The following is a 21,807-nucleotide window of genomic DNA, read 5'->3' on the forward strand; positions in this document are numbered from 1 at the left end:
TGGCGAGTCTATCGCCGTCCCCGCATACCGGACCACGGCCGACCTGAACCGCCGAAATCCGAATCGCGAACGAAAAGGCACCCAGCGGAATCCGCCGGGTGCCTTTCGTCTGTCGCAGAGGTGATCAGGCGAGGGCGCGAGCCTTCAGCTGGTCGTACTCCGCCTGCGTGATGGTGCCGGCCTTGAGCAGGTCGGCGGCCTTCGCGATCTCATCAGCCGCGCTGGCGCCGCCGCCCTGGGAAGCCGCAACCGACTGGATGTAGGCCGCGGTGGCCTCCTGCTGCTTCTTCGCCTCGGCGAGTGCACGCTCCTGCATGCCCGAGCCGCGCGCGATGAGGTAGATCAGGGCCGTCAGGAAGGGCAGGAAGATCAGGAAGATCACCCACACGGCCTTCCACCAGCCGCTCAGCTTGTGGTCGCGGAACAGGTCGCTGAAGATCGTGATGAGCACGAACAGGTAGGCGACGAACGCGAACACCCAGAAGAACCACAGCACGATGTTCCAGAAGCTGCCGTCGAACATTTTCGTTTCCTCCAAGAAAGACAAGGGGCGTCAGTGCGCTCCTTGGTCAAGTCTGTTGGCTGACACGGGCGCGGCATCCGCGAATCACCCGTTTCAGATGATCCGGGATGCCGCGCCCCGGTGGTTCAGCCGAGCAGGCGGGCCTTCGCGGCCTCGAACTCCGCGTCGCTGAGGGCGCCGGCGTCGCGCAGGGCGGCCAGCTTCTGCAGCGATGCGACGATGTCCTCGCCGCCGGCGGCCGGAGCAGCCGGCGCGGGCGCGGGAGCGGGCGCGGGGGCGGGAGCGGCTGCCATCTGCTGCGCGACGGCCTGCTGGGCCGCGGCGTTCATGGCGGCCTGCTGCTGCGCTGCCTGATACTGGTCCTGCTCCCACTGCTCCTGCGCTTTGCGCTGCTGGCGGTTGTTCATGCCGTTGTTGACGGCGGTCGCGGTGCCCGCGACGACAGCGGTGCGTGCGGCGAGGCCCACGAGGCCCGGACGTCCGACTCTGCGCATCATGTTGCTGGTCTCCTTACTTCTCTTCGGCGAGTTCTTCGTCTTCGGTGAGTTCTTCGGCGGCCTCTTCGAGGATCTCCTCGGCCGCCGCCTCTTCGATCACGTCGACGAGGGCGTTGACGACGGGCGCGGGGATGCGCTCCGACGTGAGCACGACGCCGCCGCTGGCGGCAAGGGCGCCGGCGAGCTTGCGGGCGTACAGGAGCTCGAGGGCGACGACGGCGGCCGAGCCGCCCGCCGGCACGAGCTCGGCGAGCTCGGCGATGTCCTCTTCACCCGTGATGCCGCTGAGCACGAGGTCGAGCGCGGCGTATTCGTCGGAGTCGTCTTCGATCTCGACGATCGACACGTCGCCAGACTCCGACTTCGAGATGACCACGAAGTCGAGGACGCGCAGAACACCACCGTCGACGAGGTGGGACAGCTCTTCGAGCAGTTGCGGATCGGGCCGCTCACCTTCGAGGCCGAGCAGGAACAGCTCGACGGGCCCATAGCGGAATTCAGCCATTGTCTTCCCTTCTGAAGTCACGAGTCGAAGCCTCAGGGGCATCGGCCGCCGTGCTCGGCGGGTCGCCCCCCTGGCGCCGATCTCAAGCTAATCCCGGCCCGGCGAGGCCGATACCCTCGCGGGGGCCGATCTCGCGCCGCTCACCCGCCGTGGGCGATACCTCAGCGAACGGGGAGCAGACAGGTCGGAGACGGGGCCGGAGTGCGATGCCGCACGCCGCCCGGGACGCCCGTGCGCAGGTCGATTCCGAGCGATGCGACCTCGTCGGAGAGCTGCCCCGCGACGAGGATCGTGTCGCGCACGACGACGTGGTGGCGGGGCCATGTCACGCCCGCCTCGACGAGTGCGATGGGCTCGAGGGTCTCGCCCGCGCCCCGCACGCGGACGACCGCGATGGCGTCGCTGCCGCGCACGCCCGCGTACAGGAACTCTCCCTCGCGCGACGGCGCGAGCTCGGCGGCGGTGTCGTCGGGGAGGATGCCGGCACCCAGACTCGTGCCGCCCACGACGCGCCACGACCCGGCCTGCCCTGAGCCTGTCGAAGGGTCGGGCGCGAGGGCGAAGACCTCGTGCGAGAGCTCCGTCACGACGTACAGGTGCCCGCTCGGGTGGCGGACCATGTGGCGCGGGCCCGAGCCCTTCGGCAGCACGACGTCCTGCACGGGTGCCAGCCCGTCCGCGCGCGGTCGCCAGAAGCGCACGACGTCCAAGCCCATGTCGGTCGTCGCGACGAGTCCGCCGGGAAGGAAGACGGCCTGGTGGGCGTGCGACGGGCGGGATGCCTCCTCCGCCGTCTCAGCGGCGGGCTCTTCGCGGTCGTGGTCGGGGACGAGGTGCGCGTACTCCTCGCCCGCGGCCTCGCGCAGCGCCCGTGCGGCCGCGGCGAGATCGATGTCGCCGACGGCGGTCGGGAGTGCTGCCTCCGGCCCGTACGGATCGGTCGCGGCAGCGGCGATCACCGGCGACGAGGGCCGACCCGCGGCATCCAGTGCCATCCGCACCACCCGGCCGTCGCCCCAGCAGCTCGCGACGAGCCACCCCCCGTCGGGCGAGACGGCGATGTGGCACACGAACTCGCCGGCGTCGACCGGGCCCCCGAGAGGGACGAACGTCGCCTCGCCCGTGCGGCGGAACGCCTGAACCTTCCCGATTCCCTCGAGCGCCGCGTAGACGACGTCGAGCGTGGGATGGGGCGTGAGCCACGACGGCGAGCCCGACGTGAGCGCGGCATCCCCCGCGAATCCGAGCGGTCCGCCGGCGAGCGCGTCGTCGGCGGCGCCGGCCAGCAGCAGGCCGATGCCGGAGGCGTTGCCGTCCATGTCGGCCGTGTAGCCGCCGAGCAGGAACCTCATCAGTCGATGAGATCGTGGCGCACGATGACGGCGTCGCGCGCGGGACCCACGCCGATGACAGAGATGCGCGTGCCGCTCATCTGCTCGAGCGCGAGCACATAGTCCTGCGCCTCGCGCGGGAGGTCTTCGAAGGTGCGCGCTGTCGAGATGTCCTGCTTCCAGCCGGGGAAGTACTCGAGGATCGGCTTGGCGTGGTGGAAGTCGGACTGGTTCACCGGCACTTCGTCGAAGCGCACGCCGTCGACGTCGTACGCGACGCAGACCGGTATCTGGTCGAGCCCCGTGAGGATGTCGAGCTTGGTCAGCACGAGGTCGGTGATGCCGTTGATGCGCGTCGCGTAGCGGGTGATCGGCGCGTCGTACCAGCCGACGCGGCGCGGACGGCCCGTCGTGGTGCCGAACTCGAAGCCGCGGGAGCGCAGGAAGTCGCCGTTCTCGTCGAACAGCTCGGTGGGGAACGGACCCGAGCCGACGCGCGTCGTGTAGGCCTTCACGATGCCGACGATGCGGTCGAGGCGGTTGGGGCCCACGCCCGAACCGGTCGCCGCGCCGCCCGCCGTCGCGGACGACGACGTGACGAACGGATAGGTGCCGTGGTCGACATCGAGCATCGTCGCCTGGCCCCCCTCGAACACGACGACATCGCCGGCGTCGAGTGCCTCGTTCAGCAGCAGTCCGGTGTCGGCCACCATGGGGCGCAGACGCTCGGTGTACGACAGCAGGTCGTCGAGGATCTCGTCGCACGTGATGGCGCGGCGGTTGAAGACCTTCACGAGGAGGTGGTTCTTCTGATCGAGGGCGCCCTCGATCTTCTGCCGCAGGATGTTCTCGTCGAAGAGGTCCTGCACGCGGATGCCGACGCGGTTGATCTTGTCGGCGTACGCGGGGCCGATGCCGCGGCCGGTCGTGCCGATTTGGCGCTTGCCGAGGAAGCGCTCGCTGACCTTGTCGAGCGTGCGGTGGTACTGCGTGATGATGTGGGCGTTGGCGCTGATGCGCAGTCGCGACGTGTCCAGGCCGCGCGCGTGCAGCGCCTCGAGCTCGTTGAAGAGCACCTCGAGGTCGACGACGACGCCGTTGCCGATGACGGGGTGCACCCCGGGCGACAGGATGCCAGACGGCAAGAGGTGCAGGGCGTACTTCTCGTCGCCGATCACGACGGTGTGCCCGGCGTTGTTGCCGCCGTTGAACTTGACGACCCAGTCGGTGCGCTCACCGAGCAGATCGGTGGCCTTGCCCTTGCCCTCGTCTCCCCACTGGACTCCGACGATCACGATGCCAGGCATGGGGCCTCCCCCGTTCGTAGCGGACGGTTACACCCCATCCTATCGAGGGCCGGGAATACGCCATCGACCCGCCGCATTGCCCTACATGACGATCGATTCCGTCATCCCCCCTGTATTCAAAAGAATGGGCTCACCATGTCCACGTCAGACGCGCACGCCCGCTGGCAGGCCGAGCGCCGCCAGGCCGTCACCGCGCCCACGGGCAACCTCGCCCTCATCGAGACCCGCTGGACGGGCGCACCCGCCGACCTCGACGCCGCCCGTGCGGCTGCGCCGGACACGGCCCGGGTCACGCCCATCGAGCGCACCGACCTCGCGACGGGCGACACCCAGCACGGCCTGCGGGTGTGGGATGCCGCATCCCCCGCCATCGGCTCCTTCGACCGCATCGACACGTACTCCTACGACCCCGCGTGGGTGCTGACGGGCCGATTCGTCCCCGTGGCGGAGGACCGCACGGTGCCGTTCGAGCACATCCGCGACAACGGCGGCACGCGCGAGCTCGTCGTGCCGGGAGACATCCTCGTCACCGTCGCCGGACGCGACTACACGCTGGCCGCCTTCGACGATGGCGGCACGCTGCTGCTCGTCTTCGCCGACGAGACGAACGGCTCCGAGACCTACGGCGCGGGCCGCTTCCTCTACGTGCACCGCGATGCCGCGCACGGCGAGGCGGGCGAGGTCGAGCTCGATTTCAACCGCGCCTTCGTGCCGCCGTGCGGCTTCTCCGCCCAGTACAACTGCCCCCTGCCTCCCGCCTCGAACCGGTTCCCCCTGCCGATCCGCGCCGGAGAGAAGACCGTCGTGTTCCGCGACGGCTTCGACATCTACGCGGCGTGATCCGCCGCACCCACAGCACCCCTGGAGCACCACCCCTCATGAAGAGATCCCTTGCAGCCGCATCGGCGGCCGTCGCCGCCGTCCTGCTTCTCGCCGGCTGCTCGTCGAGCGGCGACACGTCCGCGACGAGCTCGGACGACGCCACCATCGCCATCGGCTCGCTCTACGAGCCGCAGAACCTGAGCAACACGCAGGGCGGTGGCCAGGGCGTCACCGAGGCGTTCAACGGCAACGTGTACGAGGGCCTCTACAAGCTCACCGACGAGGGCCAGGTCGAGCCGCTGCTCGCCAAGGACGCCCAGGTGAGCGACGACGGACTCACCTACACGATCACTCTGCGTGACGACGTTACCTTCCACTCGGGCAAGAAGCTCACCTCGGCCGACGTCAAGGCGAGCGTCGAGGCCGTGACGGCCGACGACTCGAAGTCGGCGCGCAAGTCCTCCTTCACGGTCATCAGCGACATCGCGACGCCCGACGACTCGACCGTCGTCTTCACGCTGTCGCAGCGCGCGATCTCGTTCCTCTACAACCTCAGCTATGTGTGGATCGTCAATTCCGAGGCGGGCGACCTGACCCAGACCGAGGACGGCACGGGACCGTACGTGCTCGACGAGTGGAAGCAGGGCAGCACCCTGACGCTCAAGCGCTGGGACGACTACTGGGGCGACGCCGCGAAGAACGCCGAGGTCGTCTTCACCTACTTCACCGACGCGACCGCCGAGAACAACGCCCTCCTGACCGGCGAGGTCGACCTGATCACGAGCGTGCAGAGCCCCGACGCGCTCGCGCAGTTCACCGACAACAAGGACTACGTCGTGAGCGAGGGGACCTCGACCACGAAGGAGCTGCTCGCCTTCAACGACCGCGTCGCGCCGTTCGACAACACCCTCGTGCGCAAGGCCGTGTACTCCGCGATCGACACGAAGAAGCTGCTGTCCTCGATCTGGGGCGACTACGGCACCCTCATCGGCTCGATGGTCCCCCCGACCGACCCGTGGTACGAGGACCTCACGAACGTCAACCCCTACGACGTCGACCTCGCCAAGAAGGAGCTCGCCGAGGCCGGCTACCCGAACGGCTTCACGTTCACGCTCGACACGCCCAGCTACGACCCGCACCCCGCCGTCGCGGAGTTCCTGCAGGCTCAGCTCGCCGAAGTCGGCATCACGGTCGACATCAACACGATCAGCGCCGACGAGTGGTACACGAAGGTCTACCAGGACCGCGACTTCGAGGCGACGCTGCAGGAGCACGTGAACGACCGCGACGTCGTCTGGTACGGCAACCCCGACTTCTACTGGGGCTACGACAACGCTGACGTGCAGCAGTGGGTCGCCGACGCCGAGCAGTCCACGACGACCGACGAGCAGACGGCGCTGCTGAAGAAGGTAGGCGAACAGATCGCTCAGGATGCCGCGAGCGCGTGGCTGTACCTCTACCCGCAGATCGTCGTGGCCTCGAGCGACGTCACCGGCTACGGCGTCAACGGCCTGAACTCGCAGTTCTTCGCCTACGACATCGTCAAGTCCTGACCGAACGGCGGATGCGGGGACGCCCGCGTTCCGGCATCCGCCGTTTCCCGTGAAACATGCTCTCCTACCTGATCCGCCGATCGGTCTTCCTCGTGATCTCGCTCGTGGTCGCGATGATCGTCATCTTCGTGCTGCTCCGGCTCCTCCCCGGCGACCCCGCGAACGCCCTCCTGTCGGTCGACGCCACGCCCGAGCAGATCGCCGCGGCGCGCGCGCAGGTCGGCTCCGACCAGCCCCTCACGCAGCAGTTCGCGACGTGGGCCGGGCATCTGCTCAGCGGCGACCTCGGCTCGTCGTACATCTCGACCCGTCCCGTCGGCCCCGAGGTCGGCGCGCGCCTGTCCGTGACGCTTCCGCTCGCCCTTCTCGCGTTCGTCCTCGCGCTCATGCTCGCCCTCGTCATCGGGATCACGGCCGCCGTCAAGGCCGACCGCTGGTACGGCATCCTCCTCTCCGGCTTCTCGCAGCTGGGCGTCGCGGTGCCGGTGTTCTGGGTCGGGGTCATCATGGTCTGGATCTTCGCGCTGCAGCTCGGCCTCCTGCCCTCGGGCGGGTTCCCCCGCGACGACTGGGAAGATCCCGGCGATGCCCTCCGCTCTCTCGCACTGCCCGTCATCACGATCGCCATCGTCATGAGCGCGTCGATCAGCCGCTACGTGCGATCGGCGACCCTCGACGTGCTCGGCAGCGACTACCTCCGCACGGCACGTGCCGGCGGTGCGGGGCTCACCGAGGCACTGCTGCGCCACGGCGTGCGCAACGGCTCCGTCCCCGTCGTCGCCGTGCTCGGCATCGAGCTGTCGACGACGCTCCTCGGCGCCGTCGTGGTCGAGAGCGTCTTCACCCTGCCGGGGCTCGGGAGCATGCTCCTGACGGGCATCCAGCAGCACGACTATCCGAACATCCAGGGGGTGCTTGTCGTGAGCACACTGTTCGTGCTCATCGTCGGCTTCCTCGCCGACATCGCGCAGCGCATCATCGATCCGCGCCTGCGCACGAGCATCTCGGGGAACCGATGAGCGCGACAGCCCAGGGCCACGTCGAGACGCCGGCCGAGCAGCAGATCCACGTCGCCGCGCCGGCGAGGCGTCGGCGCGGCCACGCGACCCTCGTGATCGGGCTCGTCCTGACCGGACTCGTCGTCGTCACGGCGCTCGTCTCGCTCGTCTGGCTGCCCTACCCGCTGACCGACATCCAGGGCGGCCGCCTCGAGGCGCCGAGCGGCGCGCATCTGCTCGGCACCGACCGGCTCGGGCGCGACCTCCTGTCCCAGCTCATGGTGGGGGCTCGGATCGCCCTCACGGTGGGCGCCGGCGCGGCGCTGCTGGCCGGCATCCTCGGGACCGCGATCGGCCTGACCGCCGCCCTCGCCCGCCCGTGGGTCGACGACACGCTCTCGGCGACGCTCGACGTCGTGATCGCCTTCCCCGTCCTCCTCCTCGCGATGCTCGTCGTCGCGGTACAGGGGGCCTCGCTCGGGTCGGCGATCTTCGCGATCGGCCTCGCGATGGCAGCCGTCATCGCCCGGCTCGCCCGCATCCTCTCCCGTCGCGTGCTGCAGGAGCAGTTCGTGACGGCCGCACGGACGAGCGGCACGCGGCTGCCCGGCATCGTGTGGCGCCACGTCCTGCCGAACATCGCGCCCACGCTCGCGGTCGCCCTCGCTCTGCAGTTCGGCGTCGCCGTGCTCGCGGAGGCGAGCCTGTCGTACCTCGGGCTGGGCGCTCCGCCGCCCAACGCGTCGTGGGGACGGATGCTGCAGGAGGCCCAGGGCACCGTGCTGACGGCGCCCGTCGGTGCGCTCGCTCCGGGCATCGCGATCATCGTGCTCGTCCTCGGCGTGAATTTCCTCACCGACGGGCTGCGCGAGTTCACGGATCCCACCCGACGGAGGTCGCGGTGAGCCTGCTCGACATCTCGGCCCTGACGGTGCGCGCGGGCGCGAAGACCCTCGTCGACGGCGTGACCTTCTCGCTCGACGCCGGCGAGCGCGTCGGAATCATCGGCGAGTCCGGCTCCGGCAAGTCGGTGACGTCGCTCGCGGCGCTGGGCCTGCTTCCCGACGCGCTGACCGCCACCGGCTCGGTGCGCCTCGACGGCTCCGAGGTCGTGGGGAGGTCGGATGCCGCGCTGCGCCCGCTGCGCGGTCCCGTCGCCCAGATCGTGTTCCAGGAGCCGCTCACGGCCCTCGACCCGCTCATGCGTGTAGGCCGGCAGATCGCCGAGCCCCTGCGCCGCCACCTCGGCCTGCGCGGCGCCGCGCTGCGCGAGGCGGTGTCGCGGGCGCTGGCGGAGGTCGCGCTCCCCGACGCCCGCATCGCGCGCTCCTTCCCGTTCGAGCTGTCCGGCGGGCAGCGGCAGCGCGTCGCCATCGCGATCGCCCTCGCGGCCCGGCCGCGGCTGCTCGTCGCCGACGAGCCCACGACCGCACTGGACGTGACGGTGCAGGCGGGTGTGCTCGACCTGCTCGAGACGCTCGTGCGGGAGCGCGGGATGGGCCTGCTCTTCATCAGCCATGACCTGGCGGTCGTCTCCCGCATGGTCGAGCGCATCGTCGTCATGCAGGGCGGCGTCGTCGTCGAGGAGGGTCCCGTGACGCAGATCGTGGGCGCGCCGCGGCATCCCTACACCGCCGCGCTCGTCGAGAGCGCGCGCGTTCTCGACTCGGCACTCGACGCGGGAGGATCCGAATGAGTGTGCTCGAACTCCGGTCGGCCGGCTTCTCGTACGGGAAGCAGAGCGTGCTGGACGATGTGTCGCTGTCGATCGACGACGGCGAGAGCGTGGGACTCGTGGGCGAGTCGGGTGCCGGCAAGTCGACGATCCTCCGGATGCTGCTGGGCCTGGCGACACCCCGCACGGGCGCCGCGCTCTTCGACGGGGCTCCGCTCGACCCCCGCGACCGCCGCCTCATGCGCCGCTTCCGCAGCACCGTGCAGCCCGTCTTCCAGGACCCCTACTCATCGCTCGACCCGCGGCAGCGCGTCGATCGCATCGTCGGCGAGCCGCTCCGCTCGCTCGGCCTCGCGAAGGGCGCCGAGCTGACCGCTCGCGTCGCCGAGGCCGTCGCCGCCGTGAACCTGGAGCCCGATGCGCTGACCCGGTATCCGCACGAGTTCTCCGGCGGCCAGCGGCAGCGGATCGCCATCGCGCGCGCCATCGTCTCGCGGCCGCGCGTGCTCCTCGCCGACGAGCCCGTGAGCGCACTCGACGTCACGACGCGCGTGCGCGTCATCGACCTGCTCGCCCGGCTGCGCCACGAACACGGACTGGCCCTCATCATGGTGTCGCACGACCTCGGCGCCGTTGCGGCCGTGTGCGACCGGACCGTCGTGTTGAGGTCGGGACGCGTCGTCGAGTCGGGGCCGACGCGGGCTCTGCTCGCGACGCCGTCATCGGAGTACACCCGCACCCTCGTGGACTCGGTGCCGCGTCTGCCGCGCTGAAATCGGACGGCCTCGGTAGGGTGAGCCCATGCGCACGCGGGCATGGGCGGTGAGCTGGACGCTCGCTCGCGCAGCGATGGCAATCCTGACCATCGCGGCGATCGCGGCCCAGCTGGTCAAGTCGGTCGACACCGCGAGGGAACTCGGACGCGATGTCGCCACGACGATCGCGAACTTCTTCAGCTTCTTCACGATCCTGTCCAACACGGGCACGGCGGTCGTGCTGCTGTGGGCGGTCGCCTGGTATCTCGTGCGGGGAAGGCGGGTGGATGTCGAGCCGCTCGGCCTCGCCGTGGCGCTCGCGTCGGTCAGCACGTACATGATCATCACGGGGATCGTCTACAACACGCTGTTGCGCACCATCGTGCTGCCGCAGGGCTCGGAGCCGATCCCCTGGTCGAACGAGGTGCTGCACCTCATCGGTCCGGTGTTCCTCCTCGCAGACGTCTTCGTCGGGCCCCTGCGCCGGGCGCTGTCGTGGCGGTCGTTGTGGACCATCCTCGCGTTCCCGATCGCGTGGGTGATCTACACGATGCTGCGCGGGCCGCTCACGACGAATCCGGTGTCGGGCGATCCGTTCTGGTATCCGTATCCCTTCCTCGACCCGAACAGCCCCGGCGGGTGGCCGTCGGTGGTCGTGTACGTGGTCGGCATCGCTGTCGCGATCGTCGTCGTCGGCGGATTCGTGGTGTGGTGGGGGCGGCGCCGAGGAATCGCGTCGATGGATGCCGAGCCCTCCGCCGTGCATGTCGGGGATACGTCGGCGCGGCGCTGACCGGCGACGGCTCGCCCGGCGGTCCGCGAGCCATGGCGCTGACCGGCGATCGCTGGCCTGCACCGTGCCCTAGAACGGCGGCGGGTCACCATCGCCGGTCGTCGGGGGTCCGGGCCCGAACGCGGGTGTTCGTCGCTCAGGTTCGACGAGGTAGGTGCGCCCGGACGGTGAAGTCCACCTGATCACTCCGCCGGAGTCGTGGATCTGCTCGATGCGCCAATCTGTGGCGTGTCGTACGGTGTGGTGGCCCTGGCACAGCGGGGCGTGATTCCAGATCGCGGTCTCCCCGCCGTCCTGCCATGCGATGTTGTGGTCCACATCGCACCGCGACGCGGGCATTCCGCACCCCGGCCCGACGCACGTGTCGCTCCTCCATCGGACAGCGCGTCGCAGGTCCGCCGGCGGCCGGTACTTCTTCCGCCCGAGGGAGAGCACGATCCCCGTCTCCGGGTGGGTGAGCACCCGGATCCACGAGTGTGCACCCGCGCACAGCTCCCGCGCCTGCTCGATCGGGATCGGACCGACACCCTCCATGCTCGCGACGCCATGCCGAGAAGTGTCGCCGTCCAGCAGTGCGAGCGCCGGAACGGTGACGAAGACGGTGGCGCGGATCCCTCGCGCTTGCGCGGGAAGGATGGTCGTGTCGCCGGTGATGAGGAGGTCGCCGAGAACATCGGAGCGCAGTTGATCGACGGTGCGGGTCTCCTCGTCCTGAGCCGCGATCGCCTTTGCCTGCGCGGTCACGCGATCTTACGCGGCGCGGATGTCGACCATCGGACCGTGCCAGTGCAGCGCCCCGACGCCGTCGCCGAGATTCTCCACACAGACCCGCCGCGCCTGAACCGCGTCGCCGAACCGCTCGCTGAGCGTCGCGGCGCGCACCGTCTCCACCAGCTTCTGCAGCTTCCGGCGGAACGTGCCGACCGGGAGGCTCTCCGCGAGCGTCAACCCGGGACCGAGGATCCGGTCACGGAACTCTGACTCCACGCCCTCCAGCGCGGCGACCAGGTCGGTCGCGTGCCGCTGCGTGATCCTCGCCCCACCCAGGGAGCCCGGCACGGTCGGATAGCGGTTCACGAGAGCGTCGCTCTCGCACAACAGCAAGCCGGCGGCGTGCTCGGTGATGCGCATCGCGCATGCGAGCTCGAGTCGAACGCCGCGTTCGATCACCTCGTTGAGCCGATACCCGCGCGATGCGGCGTCGGCGAGCGCGTCCCGACGCATCGCGTCCACCCGCCGATAGCGTTCGGCGAGCATCACCGACACCATCGCGTCGGTCTCCACCACCAGATCCACCGGATCGGGGATGGGTGGAAGCCATTCCTCATCGAGGAGTGAGGCGTGGTTCGACATGCCCCGACTTTAGAACATACCTCCGACATTCGATTCGGTGGTGTGTCCCGAGGAACCCTCCCTCGAAGAGCCGAAGGATCCCCCGCGCCGAGCGGTCTGGCGAGGTCGGCTACGCCCGCCGCCTCCGCAACACCACGAGCACCCCGCCGCCGAGCAGCAGGAGGCCCAGCATCGCCGCGAGCGCCGTTCGACCGAGGTCGCCGCCGGTCACCGGCAACGGCGCATCGAACCGGTTGTCGACGGTGATGGATGCCACCGCGTCGGCGCCGACCGTCACGAGCGCCCGGCTCGGGTCGGCCGGATCCGCCGGCGAGAGCGTCACGGCATCGGCGCCGCCGGCGTCCGTCTCCGCGACCGTGCACTCCGCCCCGACCGGCAGATCCTCATAGACGACAGGTGCGGCGACGGTGAGCGTGCGCACCGCGCCGTCCGGGATGTCGATGGCGGCTCCGTCGAACGTGCAGGCCGCCGTCACCTCGAACTCGTCCGCCGCGTGGGCCGCGGCATCCGTGCCCGAAACGGACTTGACGACCTCCAGAGACCCGACGTCGAAGGTGTTGGTCACGGTGAGGTCGAGCGTGCCCTCGGGGTCGATCGTGAACAGTCCGACGTCGTTGCCGTCGGCGTCCGTGATCGTGGATGAGGTCGCGCCGCCGTCATCGGTCTCTGCGATGCGGCAGACGAGCCCGATCAGCAACGGCGCATAAGTCGTCGTGTAGCCGTTTCCGGCGGACAGCTCTCGCGTCGCCCCACCGGGGATGTCGACGGGCGTGAGGCCCTGCAGGCACGTCAGCGTGACTTCGAACGGCCCCGCTCCGTACAGCTCAGCGCCCTCGCCGTCGATCACCTTGCTCACCCTGAGCGATGCCGCCGTGAAGGTGTTGGTGACCGTGACGGTCACCACTTGCCCGTCTCCGATCGTGACGGTGCCGGGATCGATGACCGAGTTCGTGGCGCCCGCGTCGTCCGGCTCGGTGACGGTGCATTCGGCACCGGCCGCGATGTCGTCGATGGTCGCCTCGAGCGGGTCGTCGCCGCCCAGCATCACGTCGCCGTCCCACACGGTGCTGTCATCGAGGGTGCACTCCACGTGGAGACGGAACGGTCCCGCACCGAAGTCGGGCCCGGCCTCGCCGTCGACGACCTTCACGAGCGTGAGATCCCCCGCGCCGAAGAAGTTCGTCGCCGTCACGAGCACACCCGACTGCGCTCCGATCGTCACCTCGGCCGACGTGCCGTCGATCGGATCTCCGGCCGTGCCGTCCTGAGTGACGACGATCTGCGTGGATGCCGCACCGTCGGTGTCGGTCTCGGTCACGGTGCACTCGGCGCCGATCGGCAGGCCGCTAAGACTCCAGGTCTCTCCGTCGCCGAGGGTCGCGGCCATCGGATTCTGGTCGTCATAGCCCTCGGCGAACACCGCCGAACCGAGGAACGTGCAGTCGACGGCGAAGTCGAACGGTCCGTACTCGACCGGGTCGCCGTTCGCGTCGACGGCATCCGAGTCGACGACCTTCGTGATGTCGAGGTCACCGACATCGAAGACGTTCTCGATCGACACGAGCCCGATCTCGTCGTCGGGACCGCCCACCGTCGCGGTGCCGATGACCACCGAGCTCTGGCCGTTCTCGCCCTCGGTCGCGGTGCACTCCGCTCCCCACGGGAGCCCCGCGATCTCGACCGGATCGGCGCCTGGAACGAGGACGCTCGACGGGATGCCGGTGAGCGGCGTGCCGCCGCTCGTGCACGTCAGCTGCACCGGGAAGGAGTCCGGCGCGTACTGCGCGGCGGGGCCCGACACGATCTTCTCCAGCTGGATGGGCCCGGTCGGATAGCTCACCCCGACGCGGCGACCCTCGGTCGCGGGGACCGCGATGGGCGCCGTCGCACCGACGGCCTCGCCGCCCGTCGACACCGTGTTGTACGCGATGGGATAGGGATCGGCGACGACCGCCGTCGGGGTCGTGCGGGTCTGGTACTGCAGCGAGATGACCTCTCCCGGGACGAAGCGGTCGCCGTCGGGGAAGTCGACGACGAACTTGATGCTCCGCACATTCGCGGGGTCCATCGCGGCCAGCGGCAGCCACGCACCGATCGCGCACGGCGTTCCGACCGGGTTGAGGTCGGCCGTGCAGGGAACCGAGGAGGTCGAGCCGAACGTCGCCAGCGTCGCTCCCGGCGGCGCATCGAGCAGCTGGATGCCGTCGGCGAACGTCGGCTGCCACTCGCTCTCACGCGGGAGCACGACGATGAGTCCCTGGTCACCGGGCGTCGGCAGGTTGTCGATCGACACGATCTTGTCGACGGGCACCGTGCCGGCGTTCGTGATGCTGAACCTCCACGTCTCGGTGTCGCCCGGCAGGGTCACGGGGATGCACGGGGAGCGGTAGAAGCCCTGCGCGTCGGCCTGATCCGCGCACGAGAAGTCGTTCGCGGTGCTGAAGACCTCGGGGATGCCCGGCTGGTCGACAGGCGTGTCGGCCTTGACCTTCTTGACAGTGCTCAGCGCAGGCACCGCGAGAGGCTGCACAGTGGAGGAGTCCGTGCATTCCCCCGTCTCTTGGTCGAAGGTCGGCACGCACGCGTCGAGCGGGACGTCGACGGCGATCGCCGCGACGTTCGTGACCTGGTCGTCGGGGGTGAGGCCCGGGCGCAGCATCAGCAGGATCGTGATGGTGTAGGTCTGACTCGGCTCGAGCACGGACCCGGGCGGCATCGTGAAGGTGATGACGTCATCGGCCTCCGACACGTCGACGAGATCCGGATCGGTCGGGAGTGCGGGGCCGTTCGGCGGAACCGGTGCGGCACCGCTCAACGCGAACGACCACGGCGGCACACTCGGATCGCGGTCGGGGTCGAGGATCAGCTGGGGCCCCTGGGCGTCGGTGGGCAGTCGGTCCCGGAAGATCGGGTCGAGGAGAGGGAGCTCGCCCGTGTTGGTGAAGCTGAGGGTGTACGGGATCGCGATGCCCGGCTGCACGTCGCCATTCGGAGTCTTCGTGACGTTGATCGCCACCTCGAGGTGGAGGTTGCGGTACTGCGCGTCCGCCGAGTCGGTCGCGGTGACGGGGATTCCTCCGGCGAGGACCGTCGACACCGACCCGGCGGTCACTGTGTTCGTATAGGTGCCCAGCTCGGTCTCTCCCGGCGGGATCACCTGATCCGAGCGCGTCGTGGGAGTCGTGCCGCCGCTGCGCAGCGTGTCGCGGCGCACGACGAGGAACGGCACCTCCAGCAGCGGATTCGCCGGGTTCTGCCACCCCAGGTTGTTCGCCTGCCGGAAGGTGAATCGCAACCCGTGCAGCGTCGGGGGAGCCGACGCGAGGAAGGCCGATGCGGTCGCGATGGTGCCGTCGCCGCCCGCGGGCTGGCACGTCCAGGTGCCGCCGACGTCGTCGGCCGTCACGTTCGCGGCCGTGAAGTCGCCGCCGTCCAGATAGCAGGCCTCGACGTAGTCGACGGGCGAGGTGAGGTGCCAGCCCGGCGACATCCCCTGGAAGTCGAAGGCGTTCCAGAAGCTGGCGTCGTCATCCACGAGCGTCAGCTGCTGCGTACGGATCGTGCCCGTCGGCTGCCCCGTGATCGTCACCGTCACGGGGTCGAAGACGTTCTCCTTCTGCGCATCGGGCGTGATCGACTTCGTGGCGTCCACCCCGAACACAGCGTCTGCGATCGTCATCGTCGCGGTGTCCTGGTCGCACGCATAGCGCGCGATCTGCGGGGGCGGACAGGGCCCCAGGGGATCGACATCGGCGATGCCGCCCTGCGCGGTGTTGCTGATCGGAGTGTCGGCGATCGTCACGCGCTCGGTGGTCCCACGCCAATACTGCCGGAGCCTCATGTCGAAGATCAGCGTCCCAGCGCCGTTGGAGACGATGCGTCCGTCGAACTGCGCGCGGACGCCGCTGACATCGCACGGGAGCGTCGCCTCGGTGAGGTCGAGGGCACCCCCGAGGTCGTAGTCGAACGACGAGCCGTCAGGGCAGGACAGCGTCACGAGGGTCGTGTCCGCACCGGCGGGGACGTTGATCGCCACGAACCTCGTGAAGCTGAACGCCTGGAACGGGTCCGTCCGGCGATCCGCCGTGACACCGACGGGATCGGTGATGACGAGCTGATCGACCTTGGCCGGAGTCGTGTTGCGCGTCGTCACCGACATGCGTGTCGTCGGGTACTGGTTCGCCGGTACGTCGCTCCCCGGGGGCGGTGAGACCGGGCCGCCGCTCCACGTCTTCGAGGTGGTCGTCGTCAGCGGCACGTCGATGATCGTGACGTCGTCCTGCGCGTCGGAGGTGATCGGGTCGTCGCCGCTTGCCGGATAGCCTGCCGCGTTCGCGGTGTTGCGGACGACGCCCGCCTGCGCCAGGTTGTAGAGCTCGTCACCGAGCACTGCCGTGCCGTCGGAACGACGGTCGTCACGGATGGTCCAGTTCAGCGTGATGAGGCGGTCGTTCGTGAACGATCGAGCCACCCCGGACCCGACCGGCGGAGCATCGACGACGCCCGCCGACACCGCCGCACGGTTCGGGCTCTCGACGAAGATCAGGCGCACGCCCTGGATCGTCTCCCGCTGCGCGAGGTTGAAGGTCATGCCGGGGAACGTGCCGACGCACGCGGCCGGACACGGGTCGCCGGGCGCATCGATCCACGCCGTGCCGTTCCAGATCTGCACCTGCTGCACCTGGTCGTAGATCATGAGCGGGTCGGTCAGCGCCGTGATGGCGCCGATGCCGATCAGGTTGAACGAGTCGTAGATCGTCGCCGTCACGGGCGCCGTCTCGCTGTCCGCGGCATCCGTGATGTCGACGTGCCCGAGGTTCGAATAGCCGCCCGTCGACCATGACAACGTGGACGGGATGGTGTCGCCGGAGCGGGCGATGACGCTCTTGATGCCGCCCGAGCTCGACGTGCCGAACGCCTTGTCGATCAGGTCTGCGTTGCCCGGATCCGGCGGGATGATCTCGATCTCGGGGCAATCGGCCGCAGGCATGGCCGTCCCGGCATCCGGAACCACGGGGTTGATGCTCGACGCGCCGGACTGCGCGCAGTCGGGGACGAATGTCGAGTCGGTGTCCGAGAACGGCGGTCCGGGGGTGTACCGCCCCTCCGCGCGCAGCTCGCTCGTGAAGTTCGGGGCCAGGTCGGTGCCCGGGGGGAAGCCCTCACCCGTCGTGTCGTCGTAGACGAAGCGGATGCCGCCGGCGACGGCGCTCACGTCGGAGGGCACAGGAGCCGAGTAGATCGTCGGACCGGCGATGTCGCTGGTCAGCACTTCCCACGTTCCGGTCGTCGTGTCGTAGTACTCGATCGTGAGCGTGGATCCCGCGGGGACCGGGGTCTGCGTGATCGCGGTGATGTCGAACGCGTTCCACCACGCGTCGCCCTCGATGGGATCCTCAGGATCCTGGATCACGATCTGGGAGGCGTTGCCCGTCGATCCGTCGGGCACGTCCGGAGGATTCGGGCGGTCGGTCAGACCGCCCTGCAGGGATACCGTGACGACCTCGCCGGGCACCCCGAGGATCTGGCTGGGACGGATGGACTTGTCGACGTAGGTCTGGATCTGCTCGCTGTAGATGTAGAGGTCGTCGGATGCCGTGGAGGTGCCGGTGTTGCCGAGGTTCTCGCCCCTCACACCCACCTCATTGGGCACGGTCGCGGGCAGGCCCGCGGCATCCGGGTCCGTGTCGACCTGGAAGGGGACGGTGGTCTCGCCGCCCACGGCGATGTCGCCCTCGAAGTGGACCTCGAAGGACGCGACCTCGTCGAGCGCGTGGGTCGCCGGAGGCGGAGGCGTCGTGCCGCTGGCGAAGATCACGGTCTCGGTCGTGCCGTCGGTGAAGTGATAGGTCACCTCGCCGCTCGTCGCGCCGGCCGGATAGGTCACCGGTCCGGTGATGCCCGCGAACGTGTAGTCGGCCGGGAACGAGCCCACGGCGGGCTCCGTGATCGTGAGCGACTCGATGGGGATCGCCGAGGTGTTCGACCCGCCGATCGTGACGTTCGAGGACTCGCCGGCGACCACGACCTCGGGATCGAACTGCTTGGAGGCGCCGACGGTCACCGAGTTCTGCCGCAGCACGAGACCTGCGGCGGCGTCGTCGGACGCCGTCTGTCCGTCGCGGCCGACCGTCGATGTGACGTCGTTGCCCACGGTCGTGCCGTCGGTCTGCGTGGTGGCGAGCTCGGTCAGCTCGAGATCGAGATCGACGGACGCCGTCGCGCCCGCGGGGATCTCGCCCGTGAACGTCACCCGCGTTCCGCGGACGTCGGCGGGGTCGACGCCTGACGGCAGCACGCCGCCGGGAGCCACGACCCATGCCCCGTCGACGTAGACCTCGTACGTGGTCGCCGTCGTGCCCGCGGGAGCGGTCACCGTGCCGAAGCCGGCGAATCCTGCGAGCGTGAACGGGTTGGGGGACGCGTCGGGATCGCCGGGGTCTTGGATCACGAGGGAGGTGACCGTGGCATTGGAGTCGTTGGAGCCGCCGAGGCTCGCCGTCACGGGAGCACCCGGACTGGCGATGAGCGACGACGGCGAGAAGCTCTTGGTCGCGGTCGTGGCCAGGCCGAGAGGGATGACGGGAGTGACCGGCGCCTCCGCGTCGACGTCGACGAAGTTCGTGCCCTCGATGACGGCGTTGTTGACGACGGGGACGCCGTTCGCGTCGTACGAGGCGCCGGCGGGCAGCTGGGCGGTGAGCTCGACGACGGCCGTCGACGCGTCGAGGATGCCTGTGGTGCCGTCGCCGAGCGGGGTGGTCCAGTCGACGGTGACCGAATTGCCGTCGATGACCGGTGGGGCCGCCGAGTTGACCCCGGGGCCGATCGCCGCGCTGACGAGCACGAACGGGGCGGGAACCGTGTCCGACACCACGGCGTCGCGACAGCCCGTGTCGGTGATCGACGAGCATCCGATCGTCAGCGTGTAGGTGAACGTCTCGCCCGGCTCGACCGTGTCGACCGACGCGTCCTTCGTGAGAGAGGCGACCGCCGTGACCGCCGCGGGGTCGGGGTCGGCCAACGCCATCGCGGTGCCCGGAACCACCACCGAAGCCACGAGCGCCGCCACCACTCCCGCGACGATCGCCCGTCGAATCCGCAGCATCCTGGAGCCCCCCGGTTCCGTCGACGACACTTCCCGCCACGCTATCGACCGGGTGGGAACCAGGGCAATCGCCGCTCGATTCGCCCGAATGAGGGGCTTTGTCGAGAGTGTCCACTATTTGGGGGACGCGTTGTAGGTCACGCACAAAGGCAAACGCTGACAACATCGCGCACCTGCTGTCCGGCCTACGGAGTTTCGGGGTTCCGGGTGCGGCGCTCGGTACACCTGTCCGCATGGGGGCGACATATCCACCAAGTCAAAACGGAAAGGTCGTCGAAATGTATTGGTCATGGTTCCGGATCGCGGCAGCACTCACGGCAATGTCGGGGGTCGTCGCCGGGTTCGTCGTCAACGTCGACAGAGCAGCACGGCAGTCCGAGGTTCTCGGCGATGTGCTCGCGAACTACTTCAGCCTGTTCACGATCGTCTCGACGCTCTTGAGCATCGCGGCACTCTTCGCCGCCGCAGCATGGTCGCTGCGGCACCCCGGATCGTCGCGTGAGCCGCTGGCCATCGCGCTCTCGCTCGCGGCGGTCGCCGGCCCGGTCTTCTTGCTCGGCCTCGTCTACAACCTGCTGCTGCGCGGACTGCCGTCGGCCATCGCGCTGGGCGACTCCGCCGGCATCGCGCTGCTCGACAAGTACGCCGCCGAGGTTCTGCACGTCGTCATGCCGATCTACTTCCTGCTCGATCTGCTGCTGGCGCCGCGCCGTCGCGGACTGCCGTGGTGGTCGCTCGGCGTGCTGGTCGGCTACCCGGTCGCATGGGTCACGTACACGATGGTCCGCGGCGAGCGCGTCGAGAACCCCGACGGGACCACACCGTGGTGGTACCCCTACCCGTTCCTCGACCCGCACATCGCGGGCGGTTACACCTCGCCGCTGCTGTACATCGTGGTCATGACAGCGGGCTTCCTCGCCATCGGAGCGATGATCATCGCGATCGACCGGTTCCGGGAGCGGCGGTCCACGCGGCGCCACACTCCGGCATCGGGAGCGATCGTCATCTGACGGAGCGCGGACAGACACGGGGATGCCGCGGCCTTCGGGTCGCGGCATCCTCCTTGTCTGCGGAATGGGCGCGGAGACCTCTTCAATAGACTGGACTCCATGTCCAAGGTGCTCCAGTCCCTGCCCGTCGGCGAGCGCGTCGGCATCGCCTTCTCGGGAGGACTCGACACCTCCGTCGCGGTCGCGTGGATGCGCGACAAGGGCGCCGTGCCGTGCACCTACACGGGCGACCTCGGCCAGCCCGACGAGGACGACATCGCCGCGATCCCCGGCCGCGCCCTCGAGTACGGCGCCGAGGTCTCGCGTCTCGTCGACTGCAAGACCGCGCTCGTCGAAGAGGGCTTCGTCGCCCTCGCGTGCGGCGCCTTCCACATCCGGTCGGGCGGCAAGACCTACTTCAACACGACGCCCCTCGGCCGCGCCGTGACCGGCACGCTGCTCGTGCGCGCAATGAAAGAGGACGGCGTCGACATCTGGGGCGACGGCTCGACCTACAAGGGCAACGACATCGAGCGGTTCTATCGCTACGGCCTGCTCGCCAACCCCGCGCTGCGCATCTACAAGCCGTGGCTCGACGCCGACTTCGTGACCGAGCTCGGCGGCCGCAAGGAGATGAGCGAGTGGCTCGTCGAACACGGCTTCCCCTACCGTGACAGCGCCGAGAAGGCGTACTCGACGGATGCCAACATCTGGGGCGCGACGCACGAGGCGAAGACGCTCGAGCACCTCGACGTCTCGCTCGAGACGGTCGAGCCCATCATGGGCGTGCGGTTCTGGGACTCCTCGGTCGACATCCCGTCGGAGGATGTGACGATCTCGTTCGACGGCGGCCGACCCGTCTCGATCAATGGCCAGGAGTTCATCGATCCCGTCGAGCTCGTGTTCGAGGCCAACCGCATCGGCGGACGCCACGGCCTGGGCATGAGCGACCAGATCGAGAACCGCATCATCGAGGCGAAGTCGCGCGGCATCTACGAGGCGCCGGGCATGGCGCTCCTCTTCATCGCCTACGAGCGCCTGGTGAACAGCATCCTGAACGAGGACACCCTCGCGACCTATCACGAGCAGGGCCGGCGCCTCGGTCGCCTCATGTACGAGGGCCGCTGGCTCGAGCCGCAGTCGCTCATGCTTCGCGAGTCGATCCAGAAGTGGGTGGGTTCCACGATCACCGGCTCGGTCACGCTCCGCCTGCGCCGCGGCGACGACTACACGATCCTCGACACGATCGCCGCCGGCATGTCGTACTCGCCGGAGAAGCTCTCGATGGAGCGCGTCGGCGACGCCGCCTTCGGCCCCACCGACCGCATCGGCCAGCTCACGATGCGCAACCTCGACATCGCCGACTCGCGCGCGCGCCTCGAGCAGTACGCAGGCCTCGGCCTCATCGGCGGCGCGACGGGCGCCCTCGTGGGCCGTGTCTCGGCGGGCGAGGCCGACGAGATCACCGAGCCGGCGCTGCCGGTCGGCGCCGATCAGGAAGCGCTGACCGAGGCGACCGATGCCGCGAACGAAGGCGCCGCGTTCGACCTGGGCACCGACTGACAGTTGCCGCATTAAGTTGCACACCCCTGTGCAAC

General features: G+C 69.4%; 17 protein-coding genes. 9 read left to right on the plus strand and 8 right to left on the minus strand.

What is annotated here, in order from left to right; translation table 11 throughout:
- Window positions 1-124: 124 nt before the first annotated feature.
- From ACH3VR_RS15310 to ACH3VR_RS15330, 5 genes are all read right to left on the minus strand, one after another.
- Window positions 125-523 carry an SHOCT domain-containing protein gene (locus ACH3VR_RS15310; protein ID WP_397557183.1) on the minus strand — a complete coding sequence of 133 codons (399 nt, stop codon included), beginning with the start codon at window positions 521-523 and terminating at the stop codon, window positions 125-127.
- Window positions 524-648: 125 nt separating this feature from the next.
- Window positions 649-1,020, minus strand: coding sequence for an SHOCT domain-containing protein (locus ACH3VR_RS15315; protein WP_397557184.1), 372 nt, complete (start codon window positions 1,018-1,020; stop codon window positions 649-651).
- 13 nt (window positions 1,021-1,033) lie between these two features.
- Window positions 1,034-1,525, minus strand: coding sequence for a DUF6325 family protein (locus ACH3VR_RS15320; protein WP_397557185.1), 492 nt, complete (start codon window positions 1,523-1,525; stop codon window positions 1,034-1,036).
- A 161-nt stretch (window positions 1,526-1,686) separates the two neighbouring features.
- A complete protein-coding gene (locus ACH3VR_RS15325) occupies window positions 1,687-2,877 on the minus strand; it encodes a lactonase family protein (RefSeq protein ID WP_397557186.1) in 1,191 nt (396 codons plus the stop codon).
- The gene (locus ACH3VR_RS15330) at window positions 2,877-4,163 is read right to left on the minus strand and encodes an adenylosuccinate synthase (protein WP_397557187.1); all 1,287 of its coding nucleotides are present in this window, start codon (window positions 4,161-4,163) and stop codon (window positions 2,877-2,879) included. Before ACH3VR_RS15330 ends, ACH3VR_RS15325 begins: the two co-directional genes overlap by 1 nt.
- Before the next feature lie 135 nt (window positions 4,164-4,298).
- On the opposite strand from ACH3VR_RS15330, the gene ACH3VR_RS15335 reads away from it, so the two are divergent.
- Genes ACH3VR_RS15335 through ACH3VR_RS15365 form a run of 7 tightly spaced genes read left to right on the plus strand, consistent with a single transcriptional unit; the run spans window position 4,299 to window position 10,759 of the window.
- Entirely contained in the window at window positions 4,299-5,003 is a 705-nt protein-coding gene (locus ACH3VR_RS15335) for a DUF1684 domain-containing protein (RefSeq protein ID WP_397557188.1), read from the plus strand.
- 38 nt (window positions 5,004-5,041) lie between these two features.
- The gene (locus ACH3VR_RS15340; protein ID WP_397557189.1) at window positions 5,042-6,538 is read left to right on the plus strand and encodes an ABC transporter substrate-binding protein; all 1,497 of its coding nucleotides are present in this window, start codon (window positions 5,042-5,044) and stop codon (window positions 6,536-6,538) included.
- A 56-nt stretch (window positions 6,539-6,594) separates the two neighbouring features.
- A complete protein-coding gene (locus tag ACH3VR_RS15345) occupies window positions 6,595-7,557 on the plus strand; it encodes an ABC transporter permease (RefSeq protein ID WP_397557190.1) in 963 nt (320 codons plus the stop codon).
- The gene (locus ACH3VR_RS15350) at window positions 7,554-8,441 is read left to right on the plus strand and encodes an ABC transporter permease (protein WP_397557191.1); all 888 of its coding nucleotides are present in this window, start codon (window positions 7,554-7,556) and stop codon (window positions 8,439-8,441) included. Before ACH3VR_RS15345 ends, ACH3VR_RS15350 begins: the two co-directional genes overlap by 4 nt.
- Window positions 8,438-9,232 (plus strand): ABC transporter ATP-binding protein, encoded by a 795-nt coding sequence (locus ACH3VR_RS15355; RefSeq protein ID WP_397557192.1) that lies wholly within the window; start codon window positions 8,438-8,440, stop codon window positions 9,230-9,232. The genes ACH3VR_RS15350 and ACH3VR_RS15355 overlap by 4 nt, the downstream gene beginning before the upstream one ends.
- Window positions 9,229-9,984 carry an ABC transporter ATP-binding protein gene (locus ACH3VR_RS15360; RefSeq protein ID WP_397557193.1) on the plus strand — a complete coding sequence of 252 codons (756 nt, stop codon included), beginning with the start codon at window positions 9,229-9,231 and terminating at the stop codon, window positions 9,982-9,984. Before ACH3VR_RS15355 ends, ACH3VR_RS15360 begins: the two co-directional genes overlap by 4 nt.
- Window positions 9,985-10,012: 28 nt before the next feature.
- Window positions 10,013-10,759 (plus strand): Pr6Pr family membrane protein, encoded by a 747-nt coding sequence (locus tag ACH3VR_RS15365; protein WP_397557194.1) that lies wholly within the window; start codon window positions 10,013-10,015, stop codon window positions 10,757-10,759.
- A 69-nt stretch (window positions 10,760-10,828) separates the two neighbouring features.
- Here the strand turns inward: ACH3VR_RS15365 and ACH3VR_RS15370 are convergent, their stop codons facing one another.
- The 3 genes from ACH3VR_RS15370 to ACH3VR_RS15380 all read right to left on the minus strand — a co-directional run bounded on the left by ACH3VR_RS15370 (window position 10,829) and on the right by ACH3VR_RS15380 (window position 19,220).
- Entirely contained in the window at window positions 10,829-11,503 is a 675-nt protein-coding gene (locus ACH3VR_RS15370; protein WP_397557195.1) for an HNH endonuclease signature motif containing protein, read from the minus strand.
- 6 nt (window positions 11,504-11,509) lie between these two features.
- Window positions 11,510-12,112 carry a hypothetical protein gene (locus ACH3VR_RS15375; protein ID WP_397557196.1) on the minus strand — a complete coding sequence of 201 codons (603 nt, stop codon included), beginning with the start codon at window positions 12,110-12,112 and terminating at the stop codon, window positions 11,510-11,512.
- Window positions 12,113-12,221: 109 nt separating this feature from the next.
- Window positions 12,222-19,220 carry a DUF5979 domain-containing protein gene (locus ACH3VR_RS15380; RefSeq protein WP_397557197.1) on the minus strand — a complete coding sequence of 2,333 codons (6,999 nt, stop codon included), beginning with the start codon at window positions 19,218-19,220 and terminating at the stop codon, window positions 12,222-12,224.
- A gap of 278 nt (window positions 19,221-19,498) precedes the next feature.
- On the opposite strand from ACH3VR_RS15380, the gene ACH3VR_RS15385 reads away from it, so the two are divergent.
- Together ACH3VR_RS15385 and argG are read left to right on the plus strand one after the other, a co-directional pair.
- Window positions 19,499-20,230: a Pr6Pr family membrane protein gene (locus ACH3VR_RS15385; protein WP_397557198.1), complete on the plus strand. Its 732-nt coding sequence runs from the start codon at window positions 19,499-19,501 to the stop codon at window positions 20,228-20,230.
- Between the two features lie 99 nt (window positions 20,231-20,329).
- Window positions 20,330-21,772, plus strand: coding sequence for an argininosuccinate synthase (gene argG, locus ACH3VR_RS15390; protein WP_397557199.1), 1,443 nt, complete (start codon window positions 20,330-20,332; stop codon window positions 21,770-21,772).
- Window positions 21,773-21,807: the final 35 nt, after the last annotated feature.

It is taken from the genome of Microbacterium alkaliflavum (assembly GCF_044325405.1).
Classification (GTDB): domain Bacteria; phylum Actinomycetota; class Actinomycetes; order Actinomycetales; family Microbacteriaceae; genus Microbacterium; species Microbacterium alkaliflavum.